We start from the raw sequence: 11,838 nt of genomic DNA, 5'->3' as shown, positions 1-11,838 counted from the left end.
AAGCATTGACACATTTCTCTGTCTCGATACAGCCTGGCCTGACATCGTTGTCAGAGGAGGAGTCCGCCATGCTCCGCACTCGTGTCCTCGCCGCGCTCGCCGGCCTGGCCGTGACCGTCCCGATCGGAGCGGCGGCCCACGCCGCCCCCGCCTTCGATCCGGCCGCCCTGGTGAACCCGTTCATCGGCACCACCAACCTGGGCAACACCTATCCCGGCGCGGTGCGCCCGTTCGGCATGCTCGCCTGGAGCCCGCAGACCTCCCGCGGCAACCAGGTCGCCACCCCGGCGCCGGGCGGTTACCAGTACACCGCCACCCGAATCCGCGGACTGAGCCTCACCCACCTCAGCGGGGTGGGCTGCTCGGGCGCCAACGGCGACATCCCGATCATGCCGCACGCCGGGGCGGTCACCGGCTCGCCCAGCGCCGACACCAGCGACGCCGTCTACGCGAGCACGTTCGCGCACGCCAACGAGGCGGCCTCGCCGGGCTATTACCGGGTCGGCCTGGACAGCGGAGCCGGTGCCGAGCTGACCGTCACCGACCGCACCGGGATCGGCAACTTCACCTTCCCGGCCGACAAGCCCGCCAGCCTGCTGTTCCGCACCTCGATGTCGGAGACCGGCAGCGCCGACGCCACCGTCCACCTCGACGCCGCCACCCGCACGATCACCGGCTCGGTGAGCGCCGGCAACTTCTGCGGGCCGCAGAGCACCGACAACTCGCACGCGTACTACACGCTGCACTTCGTCGCGACCCTCGACCAGCCATTCGCGGCCGCCGGCACCTGGAAGGACGGCACGCTCACCCCGGACTCCACCGACGCGTCCGGCGGCAGCGGCTGGACCAGCGCCGGACGGCCGGTCGCCGGGAAGGGCTCGGGCGGTTACGTCACGTTCGCGCCCGGGACGACCGCGGTCACCATGCGGGTGGCCATCTCGTACACCTCGGCGGCCGGCGCCGAGGCCAATCTCGCCGCCGAGTCACCGGCCCGGCTCGGCTTCGCCGAGATCCGGGCGAAGGCCCGTTCCGCGTGGAATGCGCGACTGGGCAAGATCCGGATTTCCGGCGGCACCGCGGACCGGCGCGCCACTTTCTACACGGCGCTCTATCACTCCGCGTTGGAACCGACCCTGACCAGTGACGTCGACGGCCAGTACTACGGGGCCGACGGCTTGATCCACCGCTTGTCGACCGGACAGAAGGCTCAATACGGCACCTTCTCCGGCTGGGACGTCTACCGGGCGCAGGTGCAGCTCCTCGCGCTGCTCGACCGGCGGCAGGCCAGTGACTATGCGCAGTCGCTGTTCAACTACGCCACCCAGCGTGGCGGCGAGTGGGATCGCTGGCTGTTGCAGCACGGCAAGACCGCGGTGATGTCCGGCGACCCGGCCGCGGCCACCATCGCCGCGATCTACGCGTTCGGCGCCCGCGACTTCGACGCCCGCGGCGCGCTCACGTCGCTGGTGCACGCCGCGACCGTGCCGACCGCCAACGACGAGAGCGACCTGGGCTGCCCGGTCGAGTGCTTCGGCCAGCGGCCGTCGCTCGAGGAGTACATGTCGCTCGGTTACGTGCCGGCCGACGACTGCCACTGCTGGGGCGGCGCCGCCGAGACCCTGGAGGACGCGGCCGCCGACTACGGCATCGCCCAGCTGGCCCTCGCGCTCGGCGACCGCTCGACCTACCGGACGTTCCTCGCCCGCAGCCACAACTGGCGCAACGTCTTCGACCCGCAGGCCACCGCCGACCCCGGCCTGGCCCACAACATCCGCGAGCACGTCACCGCGATCACCGCGAGCGGCGAGAACCCGCCCGGCGAGGGCAAGGCGCAGGCGCTCGACGGCGACAAGGGCACCAAGTGGCTGACCTTCGCCACCACCGGCTGGCTCGCCGCTCAACTCGACGCGCCACTGACCGTCGACCACTACGCGCTCACCTCCGGCAACGACGAGCCGGGGCGCGACCCGGTCGATTGGGAACTGCAGGGCTCGGCCGACGGCGCCACCTGGACGACGCTCGACACACAGACCGGGCAGAAGTTCGAAAAACGAGGCCAGACCCGGGAGTACGCCGTGGCGGCGCCGCAGCCCTACGCGCACTACCGCCTGAACGTCACGAAGAACGGCGGTGAGGACATCGTGCAGCTCGGCGAGCTCGAACTGGCCGACCCGGCCGTGCCCACGCCGGCGCCGATCGACAGCCCCTACGTCGGCTGGATGCGCGACCGCTACCGGGACGGCACCTGGGCCGAAGGGTTCACCCCGTCCACCCAGACCGGCTTTGTCGAGGGCAGCAGCGCGCAATACACCTGGATGGTCTACTCCGACGTGACCACCCTCGCCGAGCGGATGGGTGGCACCGACATCGCGCTGGAGCGGCTCGACGCGTTCTTCCGCAACCCCGACGGCACGTTCGACCTCAGCGCCAAGCAGGCCACCCGGTTCGACGCCACCAACGAGCCGGACATCCAGACGCCGTACCTCTACAACTACTTCGGCGCCGCCTACAAGACACAGGAGACCGTGCGAGCGATCATCGACACGAAGTGGAGCAACGGCACCGGTGGCATCCCCGGCAACGACGACGCCGGCACGATGAGCGCCTGGTACGTACTGTCCGCCCTCGGCCTCTACCCGACCGTGCCCACCCGGGCCGAGCTCGCCCTGACCACGCCGCTCTTTCCGCACGCCTCGGTGCGGCTGGGCGGTGGGGGCAAACTGGTCATCGACGCGCCCGGCACCGGACCGTACGTCCAGGGCCTGAAGGTCAACGGCCGGGCGACCACGAAGGCCTGGCTGCCGGCGCGCGCGGTCCTGGTCGGCGGCCATCTCGCGTACGCCCTGGGAACCGCACCCAGCAGCACCTGGGGCAGCGGCCCGGGGGACGTACCGCCGCAGAACTGAGCTTCGGTGAGCGGCGCGCTCAGCGCGCCGCTACCGTAATCGCCATGAGTTTGGAAAAGGTCGTCTTCGGCTTCTTCGTGCTGCTGGCGGCCACGCTGAACTTCGGGTTCTTCCTCGGCGACATCTCCGACCCGGCGCTGCACAACGTCTACGAGTTGTTCGCGGCGGTGGTGGTCAGCCTGATCGCCACCGTGCTGAAGTTCGGCGACCGCACCCAGATCGGCGCGGTCCACCTCGCCACCAGCCTGGTCGCCGACCTGCAGCTGATAGCGGCCGCTCTGATGTGGGCGTACGCCACGCAGATCTCCTCCGCCGGGCTGGACGCCGAGGCGATGGCCGGCGTGGTGTCGCTGTCCGGCGGCGCGCTGCTGGCCAACCTCGTCTCGGTCGCCCTCCTGGTGATCGAGACGACGACGTTCCACCGCCGATGACGGCCCGGCGGCGCCACTTCTCGGCGCGCTACGCCGAACGGTCGCCGACCATCTTCCTGATCCTGCGGCGCATGCGCGCGCCGCTCATCCTGCTGATCACCAACTTCGCGATCAGCGTCCTCGGCCTCACCCTCATCCCGCCCCGGCTGAGCTTCTTCGACGCGTTCTACTTCATGAGCTACACGGCCACCACCATCGGGTACGGCGAGCTGCCCCAGCCGTTCACCGGCGCGCAGCGGCTGTGGGTCATGGCGACGATCTATCTGACCGTGGTGGGCTGGGCCTACACCATCGGCTCGCTGCTGGCCCTGCTCCAGGACCGCACGTTCCGGCAGGCCCTGGCCCTGCGCCGGTTCAGCCGTACGGTCAACCGGCTGCGCGAGCCGTTCCTGCTGCTCGTCGGCTTCGGGCAGACCGGTCAGATCCTCGGCCGGGCGCTCGACTCGCTCGGCCGCCGGATGGTCGTGCTCGACCTGTCGGCCGACCGGGTGGACGCCCTCGACATCGACTCCTACCACGCCGACGTGCCCGGCCTGGTCGGCGACGGGGCCGACCCGCGCACCCTGGACCTGGCCGGCCTGGAACACCCGCAGTGCGAGGGCGTGCTGGCGCTCACCGACAACGACGAGGTCAACCTGGTGGTCGCGATGACCGCGGCGCTGATCCGGCCGGACGTGCCGGTCGTCGCCCGCACCGTCTCGCCGGCGACCGAGCACCGGATGCGGGCGTTCGGCTCGCCCACCGTCGTCAACCCGTTCGACCGGTTCGGCGACCACGTCCGGCTCGCGCTGCACGCTCCCGCGTCGTACCAGTTGATGTCCTGGCTGGCCGGCGGGCCCGGCGCCGAGCTGCCCGACCCCGGGCGGCCACCCGGCGCCGGGCGCTGGGTGGTGTGCGGCTATGGCCGGTTCGGCCGCAAGTTCGTCGAGGACCTCCGCGCCGACGGCCTCGAGGTCACCATCATCGACGTGACCGAGCAGGAGGACGAGCCGGGCGTCATCGTCGGCGACGCCTCCGACCCCGCGGTCCTGGCGAAGGCCCGCCCGGCCGAGGCGGTCGGCTTCGTCGCCGGCACCGACAACGACACCACCAACCTCTCGCTGATCGCCGCGGCCCGCCGCCTCAACCCCGGCCTGTTCATCGCCGCCCGGCAGAACCACCGCTCCAACGCGCCGCTGTTCGCGGCGCTGAACGTCGACTGGGTCCTGGTCGCCGCCGAGGTGGTGGCCCGGGAGATCTACGCCCAGCTGAGCACGCCGCTGCTGTGGCGTTTCCTGCAGGAGATGCCGGCCTGCGGCAACGACTGGGCGACCGACCTGCTCGACCGGCTCGAGGCGCACTGCGGCAGCCGGCTGGGCAGCGTGTGGAAGATGACCCTGGACGACCGCGAGGCCCCCGCGCTCGGCCCCTGGCTGCGCCGCGATCACGCCCGCCTCGGCGACCTGGTGCGCAGCCCGCAGGACCGGGACCGGCAGGTCGCCGCGGTGCCGCTGCTGCTGCTCCGCGGCGACGAGGCGACCCTCGGCCCGGCCGACGACGTGACCGTCGAGCCCGGCGACCAGCTCCTGTTCGTCGGCCACCCGATGGCCCGCCGCGCCCTGATCGACACCATGATCAACCGAGCGACCAGCGAGTACGTCCTCAACGACCGCACCGTCCCGGCGGGCTGGCTCTGGCAGCGCCTCTCCCGGCGCACTTAAGTTGTCCCGGTGGATGTTCTGAAGCCGCTCGCCACCGTCGTGCCGTACGTGTTGCTCGGGGCCCTCGCCGCCGTCACCGTCGTGGCCGGAGCCGACGCGGTCAACCTGGCGCTGTGCGCGCTGGCCGCACTCTGGATCCTGATGGTCTACACGCTGCACCCCGCCTGGCGGGACCGCCCGCGGGTGATGGGCGTCTTCCTGGCCGGCCTGCTGCTGATCACCCTGGCACTGGTCCTCCGCGACCCGTGGTACGCACTGTTCACGCCCGCCTGCTACTTCTACGCCTTCCGGATCATCGGGTGGCCGGCCGAGCTGTACTTCATCGCCGGCACCGGAGTCATCGCCGGCATCGCCCAGGGATCCGGGCTCGACGCCCGCACCGCGTCCGGCCTGACCGGTTACGCCGTGACGGTGCTGGCCAACGCGGTGCCGCTGTGCGGGCTGGCCTGGCTGGTCCGGATCAACGAGCGCCACCAGCGGGAACGCGAGGCGGCCCTGGGCGAGGCCCGCGCGGCCAACGAACGACTGGCCGCGGCCCTGGCCGAGAACGCCGACCTGCAGGAACAATTGCTGGCCCAGGCCCGGACGGCCGGGGTGCTGGACGAGCGGCAGCGGATGGCCCGCGAGATCCACGACACCGTCGCCCAGGGCCTGATCGGGATCGTCACTCAGTTGCAGGCGGCGGCCCAGGCCCCCGGCGACGACTGGCGGCGCCATCACGACTCGGCGACCGAACTGGCCCGGGAGAGCCTGACCGAGGCACGTCGCTCGGTGCACGCGCTCCGCCCCCGAGAATTGGAAACCGGCCACCTGGCCGAAGCCCTGGCCGAGGTGGCCACCCGCTGGTCGGACCGGCACGGCGTCACCGCGGGATTCACCACCACCGGCACGCCCCGTCCGCTGCCTCCCGAAACGGAAGCGGTGCTGCTGCGAACCGCCCAGGAGGCCCTGTCCAACGCGGCCCGGCACGCGTCGGCGACCAGGGTGGGCATCACCCTGTCGTACCTGGACAACGACGTGGCCCTGGACATCCGCGACGACGGCCGAGGCTTCGACCCGGCCGCGCCGCCCCCGACCACCCCGACGGGCGGCTTCGGCCTGCTGGCGATGCGCCAGCGTGTCGAGGCCCTGGCCGGCACCCTGGCCATCGAGTCAGAGCCAGGCACCGGCACGGGAATCTCAGCCCGCGTCCCCACCCCCGCGTAGCGGCGGTCGGCCTTGGGGAGCCGTTGTCCCGCATGCTGGCTGTCGCCTTCAAATCCTGGGACGGCGTCCCGCATGGCGGTCCTGGTCCCGCATCATGGGACAGCGCTTCCACATTTCGGCTCTGGCGTGATCGGTAAAGTCGACATATCGCTTATATCGCCGCACGTTGGCAGCGATTCCACAAGATCTGGCGGGGGCGATGCGGTGGGGCCGGGCGAGCGGCAGCCGCCCCGCCTCGCACTCAGCGCTCAGTCTGGGACGCCGGCTTTGGGCGGCGGTCGGCCTGCGCGCGAGCTCAACCCTGGGTGGTGGTCGGCATGGACCGCGGTCTCCGTCGGCATCACGGAACCCGACATATCGCTTATGTCGCCGCTCGGTGGGCCGGTGCGACGCGATCTTGTCGACTTGGCGTGCGGACGTGGCAGGTATTCCACAAGATCTGGCAGCGGCGGTGCGAAGGAGAGCGGGTCGGGCCACCGGGCGCTCTCGGTCCAGCGTGGTGCTTGGGGCGCACGTGGTGGGGACCGCGTGGTTGGGCGCGCGTGGCGGCGACCGCGTGGTTGGGCGCGCGTGGCGGCGACCGCGTGGCTGGGAACCGCGGGCTGGTCGGCGCGCGTGGTTGGGGGAGTCAGGATGGTGGGTGGGCGGCACTCGATACGGGGAGCGCGCGTGGTCGCCGGGCGGGTGCGTTGGGTGGCGGGCCCGCCCGGCGGGGGCGCGCGGAGGGTGAGGGTCGCGTGGCGGGACTGAGCGCCACGGGACTTGGGCCACCGCGTACGGAAAAAAGGGAAGCGCTGCCGTGGGGGATTCGGTCAGCGGAAGGAGAAGCGGCGCTTTTTTTGAGGGCGCAGGCCCTGGAGGGTGTCGGCGCCCTGGCGGAGCAGGCGGGTTGCGCGGGTTGAGCCGCGCTTTGCCTCCAGCCTCTCGCTCAGCTTGCGGGCTCCGGCGGCGGCCAGCGGTACGGCGACTGCCATGATGACGAAGCGGCGGATCAGGTTCGGGATCATACGGACACCGTTACCCGGGAACGGCCAAGGTCACGCCTCAGTCGCGCCACCATTCGTCCAGTGGGGTGACCGGGACCGTGCGCTTGTGCCGGGTCGCTCGGTAGATCGACTCGACCCGCCCGGCCAGCTCGGGGGTGACGTCCACGCCCTCCAGGTAGTCGTCGATCTGGGCGTAGGTGAGGCCCAGCGCTACCTCGTCGGGCAGGGCCGGGCGGTCGTCCTCCAGGTCGGCGGTGGGGATCTTCTGCCAGACGCTGTCGGGTGCGCCCAGCTCGCGGAGCAGGGCGGCGCCCTGTCGCTTGGTGAGGCCGGTCAGCGGGGTGATGTCGACGCCGCCGTCGCCGTATTTGGTGAAGAAGCCGGTTACCGCCTCGGCGGCGTGGTCGGTGCCTACCACCAGGAGGTTCAGCTGGCCGGCGATCGAGTACTGAATCACCATGCGTTCGCGGGCCTTGATGTTGCCGCGGACGAAGTCGCGCAGCCTCGGCTCCTCGCCCAGCAGCTCGCCCAGCCCGAGGGCCGACTCGGCGGCGACCGCGTCCGCGCTCGGCTTGACGTTCACCGCGATGGACCGGTCGGGCTGGATGAACTCCAGCGCGACCTGTGCGTCGTGCTCGTCGGCCTGCACGCCGTAGGGCAGCCGGGCCGCCACGAAGGTTGCCGTCCGGCCCTCGGCCCGCAGCTCCTCGGCGGCGAGCTGGCACAGCCGGCCGGTGAGCGAGCTGTCCTGGCCGCCGCTGATGCCGAGCACGAAGCCCTGCGCGGGGGTGGCCCGCAGATACTCCTTGAGGAAGTCGACCCGCCGCCGGATCTCGTCGGCCGGCACGATCGCCGGGTTGACGCCGAGTTCGGCCAGGATGTGCTGCCGTAGGTCCGCCACCCCCGCACTGTATCGGCGGAACCTTTGACCGCGGGGCGGCGGCTGCCGAAATGACCGGGCATGAAGAAGCTCGTCCTGGCCCTGGTGGTCCTGCTCGCGGGGTGCGGCGGCGGCACCGAGGGGGCGCGGCCGGTGGCGACCGTGACCAGCGGGACGATGGGCGCACCGGTGACCCGGGAGGGCACCTTCGAGTACACGGTGACCTCGCTGAAGTGCGCCGAGTCGGCCTGCACCGTCGGCCTCACCGTGCACAACCTCACCATCGCGGCCCGGAAGCCGGGCATCTCCTTCGCCACGGCGTACGACGGTGCGGGCACCGCCTACCTGGCCGATGCCCTGGCCCAGATCCGGAGCGGCTCGCTGCTGCTCGACGACCTGGCCGGCGGCGCCACGATCGACGATCACCTGATCTACGACGTCCCGAAGACCACGACCCTGACCTCGATCGTGCTGCGCGAGTCGACCAGCTCAGCGGGCATCAGCATCCCGCTGGGCTGACGCGAGTGCCGCCCGCAGCGCCTCCTGCTCGCCCGGCGGCCAGGGCCCGGTGGACGCGAGCGGGATGTCGGCCATGAAGGGGCTGATCCGCGCGGCCCGGGTGCCGTCCGGCGAGCGCAGGGCGATCGCCCAGTCCCCGGCACCGCACGGCGTCCACCCCGCCGCGCGGAACGCCGCTTCCACGTCCCGATGGTCGCCCTCCGGAATCATGGTGCCGATCGTAGGCCCCGGGCATGTCCCGGGATCGGCCCCGCGCCGGGGCGAGGCGCGGAGCCGATCGTCCAGAGCCGGCGTATCAGGGATTGACGAAGATCCCTGACCCCCGTAGCCGGCGACTCGTCGAGTGTCGGGCGTCGATGCCCCGAGCGGGTGGAGTCTGGACGAATTTGGACGGCGCTCGGATTAGCCGCCGGTGACCACGCCGGTCAGCGGCGGGCCCTCGTAGCCGTAGACGAAGTGCAGTTCCACCGCCTCGTCGGGCTCGGTCAGGCCGTCGGTGACGGTCGGAACGGTCAGCTCGGCGGTGGTCACCCCCGGATCGAAGAAGACGTACGGGGTCAGATAGGTCGACGAGAGCGGCCGGGACGGCTCGACCGGTTCGTAGGCGTTCTGCTCGAACCACTCCGGGTCGACATCGGTGGTGGACAGCTCTGCTCCGCCGGTCGGCGCGTGCGGCTCGGTGACCACGTAGAACCAGGTCTCGGTCGGGGCCGACAGGGAGAACCGCCAGCTCAGCGTGCCGCCCTCGGCGACCCGGTCGGCGACCGGCTCGACCGTGACGACCGGCTCGGGGTCGTCGTTCTGCACCTCGACGCCGCCTATCCAGTCGCCGATGACCACGCCCTTCTCGGCCTTCGCCAGGATGTACTGGTTCTCGTCCTCGCCGTACAGGATGTCGCCGGCGACCTCGACCGGCACCGTGATGCTGCGATCGCCCGGGCGGACGGTGGCCAGCCACGACGTCGACTCGTACGTGTTGCTGTCGACCTGGAAGAGGCGCACCACGCCGGCGCCGCGGCCGGTGATGTTCACCGGCACCCGGTAGGTCTTCGTGCCCGAGTCACCCTCGACGACCACGAGGCTGCCGATGTCGATGCGGGGCAGGCCGGTCTCCTGCGGGTTCGGCGTGCCGGGGTTCCAGCCCCACGCGTCGAGCACCCACGCGCTGCCGGTCGCGGTCCGCGGGGTGAGCTCGACCGCGGCCACCGTGCGCGTGCCGCGCAACGGCACCCGCACCTCCTGACCCCAGTACGAGGTGGTGAGCTCGGTGCCGGGCAGGCCGTCGATCCGCACGTCGCCGAGGGTGGTGCGCCGGCCGTCGGGGCCGACCGCGGTCACCCCGAAGCGGGTGCCGGTGCTGTTCGGCGGCACGATCACCCGCAGCGCGAGCGCCTGGTCACCGGCCACCGACACCGGCCGGGCGGGAGTGAGCCGGATCGGGGTGCCGGCCGCCGACCAGTTCAGTGCGGCGGCGTACCGGCCGGGCTCCGGGATGACCGGGCCGAACCAGGTGAAGTGCCCGGTTCCCGAGTTGATGTCCTCCGGGTCGAGGCAGGACGCGGCGGCGTCCCGGGTGACCTGCTCGCAGATGCGTGCCCCGGCCGACACCCGGACCGTCGGGTCGGGGGTGAGGACCGCGTCGCGGCGGGCGCCGAGCGCGTGGCTGAGCACCCGGGCCGGGTCGGCCGAGCGGGCCCGCGCGCCACTGCCGTCGAGCAGCGGCCGCACCCGGTCGTCGCCGGCCACGAACAGCCGGGCGGCGGCCGCGATGTAGGTGGCGCCCACGTTCTGCTGCTGCGGCGCGGTGAGCCGGGTCGGCGTGCCGGGCGAGCAGACCGGGTCGGGCTCGTCACCGCTGAAGAAGTCGTCGAACGACGGCGCCACCGACTGGCCCGGCGTCCATTCGGTGTTGAAGAAGTTGTGGTTGGCGCCGATCACGTAGAGCGCGCTGTGCAGCGCCTTCCCGCGGCTGACGCCCCGGGTCTCGTCGACGAACATCTGGCCCTGCAGGTCGAAGACGTCGCCGTCGCAGCCGGGCAGGATGGTCGCGGACGGCACGTCCGGCACCGGGTCGTGGCCGAAGATGGTCGGGCCGATCAGCAGCAGGCCGCGGATCGTCCAGCGGACCTTGCCGTGGTAACCGTCCTGGGCGGCGGGCGGTGGGGTGAGCGTGTCCATGGCGGCCCGGCTGACGCCCTCACCGCCGCGTGAATGCCCCATCAGGAAGACCTTGGACAGGTCGGCTCGCGGTGCGGCCCGGACGATCGCGGGCGCCCCCGCCCGGCCGGATCCCGCCCAGTCGGCCCAGCGGGCCAGGTGCAGCCGCACCAGCGAGGAGCGGGCCTGCGCGCCGCCGTCGTCGGACGCGAAGTCCTGGCCGTTGATCCCGTTCGCCGAGATCGACACGGTCACGTAGCCCTGCGACGCCAGCAGCTCCTGCGCCTGCAGGTAACCGCGGTAGCTGGGGATCGGGTCGGTGCCGGCCGGGCACGGCCACTCCTGCGGCACGTCCTCGTCGGTGCCGTGGAAGCAGACGGTGTGCCGGCCGTGCAGGAACAGGGCGAGCGGCCGCGCGCCCGGAGCGCCCTTGGGGGCCACCACGACGGCCCGCATCTCGACGTTCTCCGGGAAGTCGGGCAGTTTCACACCGGGCAGGTCGTACTCCCCGGAGATGGTGCGGAACGGGCCCTTGACGCCCGGGTCCACGGGGTTGGCGGTGCCGAGGGCGGGAGCGGTCGCGGGCGCCGCCCGTTTCGCCGCCGCGGCCGGCGGTGCCTGGTCGAGGCGCTTGCCGCCGGCCCGCACCGACAGATCGCCGAGCTTGGCCTGGCCGAGGTCGAGGCGGAAGGTCCGGCCGTCGGCGAGCGGCCGGGGCCGGCCGAGGAGGGTGTCGCCCGACCAGAACTCGACCGCCGCGTCACCCATCGGCACCGGTTTGTCGGACTGCCAGGTCAGCCTGCCGTCCGCGACCGACCAGTTACCCGCCGGATCCGATCGGTGTGCCGGGGGAGCGGCCGACACCGGGCCGGCCGCTCCCGCCGCCATCACCATTGCCGCCGCCAGTACGGTCGGTATGAGGAGTCTTCGCATGCGGCCCTGTCTATCGAACCCATGCAAGATGGCCGATGTCCGGCGGCGGGGAGTCGCCGAGGAGGTCCGGGCTGGTTACTGTTGCCGGCAGAGCCGGGCGGTGAATGCCGATCGGGAAGT

The 11,838-nt window shown here is 72.0% G+C and carries 9 protein-coding genes; 5 read left to right on the top strand and 4 right to left on the bottom strand.

The window, feature by feature from the left end:
* Positions 1-68: 68 nt before the first annotated feature.
* From Ato02nite_RS01050 to Ato02nite_RS01035, 4 genes are read left to right on the top strand one after another with little or no spacing between them, the layout of a single operon-like run.
* Positions 69-2,906, top strand: a complete 2,838-nt coding sequence (locus Ato02nite_RS01050) for a GH92 family glycosyl hydrolase (protein WP_213004397.1) — start codon at positions 69-71, stop codon at positions 2,904-2,906.
* Positions 2,907-2,950: 44 nt separating this feature from the next.
* Positions 2,951-3,337, top strand: coding sequence for a DUF6394 family protein (locus Ato02nite_RS01045; protein WP_213004396.1), 387 nt, complete (start codon positions 2,951-2,953; stop codon positions 3,335-3,337).
* On the top strand, positions 3,334-5,037 hold the full coding sequence (locus Ato02nite_RS01040) for a potassium channel family protein (RefSeq protein ID WP_213004395.1): 1,704 nt from the start codon (positions 3,334-3,336) through the stop codon (positions 5,035-5,037). The genes Ato02nite_RS01045 and Ato02nite_RS01040 overlap by 4 nt, the downstream gene beginning before the upstream one ends.
* 9 nt (positions 5,038-5,046) lie before the next feature.
* Entirely contained in the window at positions 5,047-6,243 is a 1,197-nt protein-coding gene (locus Ato02nite_RS01035; RefSeq protein WP_213004394.1) for a sensor histidine kinase, read from the top strand.
* Between the two features lie 812 nt (positions 6,244-7,055).
* On the opposite strand, the gene Ato02nite_RS01030 is transcribed toward Ato02nite_RS01035, so the two are convergent.
* Together Ato02nite_RS01030 and nadE are read right to left on the bottom strand one after the other, a co-directional pair.
* On the bottom strand, positions 7,056-7,250 hold the full coding sequence (locus Ato02nite_RS01030) for a hypothetical protein (protein WP_213004393.1): 195 nt from the start codon (positions 7,248-7,250) through the stop codon (positions 7,056-7,058).
* 37 nt (positions 7,251-7,287) lie between these two features.
* A complete protein-coding gene (nadE, locus tag Ato02nite_RS01025) occupies positions 7,288-8,130 on the bottom strand; it encodes an NAD(+) synthase (protein ID WP_213004392.1) in 843 nt (280 codons plus the stop codon).
* Between the two features lie 60 nt (positions 8,131-8,190).
* Here nadE and Ato02nite_RS01020 point away from each other — a divergent pair, with 60 nt between their 5' ends.
* A complete protein-coding gene (locus Ato02nite_RS01020) occupies positions 8,191-8,628 on the top strand; it encodes a hypothetical protein (RefSeq protein WP_213004391.1) in 438 nt (145 codons plus the stop codon).
* On the opposite strand, the gene Ato02nite_RS01015 is transcribed toward Ato02nite_RS01020, so the two are convergent.
* The gene (locus tag Ato02nite_RS01015; RefSeq protein WP_213004390.1) at positions 8,599-8,838 is read right to left on the bottom strand and encodes a hypothetical protein; all 240 of its coding nucleotides are present in this window, start codon (positions 8,836-8,838) and stop codon (positions 8,599-8,601) included. The two genes, Ato02nite_RS01020 and Ato02nite_RS01015, sit on opposite strands and share 30 nt — an antisense overlap.
* A gap of 192 nt (positions 8,839-9,030) precedes the next feature.
* Positions 9,031-11,718, bottom strand: a complete 2,688-nt coding sequence (locus tag Ato02nite_RS01010; protein ID WP_213004389.1) for an alpha/beta hydrolase family protein — start codon at positions 11,716-11,718, stop codon at positions 9,031-9,033.
* Positions 11,719-11,838: the final 120 nt, after the last annotated feature.

It is taken from the genome of Paractinoplanes toevensis, assembly GCF_018332695.1.
Taxonomy (GTDB): domain Bacteria; phylum Actinomycetota; class Actinomycetes; order Mycobacteriales; family Micromonosporaceae; genus Actinoplanes; species Actinoplanes toevensis.
The sequence above is the reverse complement of the archived record's forward strand: the minus strand, read 5'-3'. Positions and strand labels throughout refer to the sequence as shown.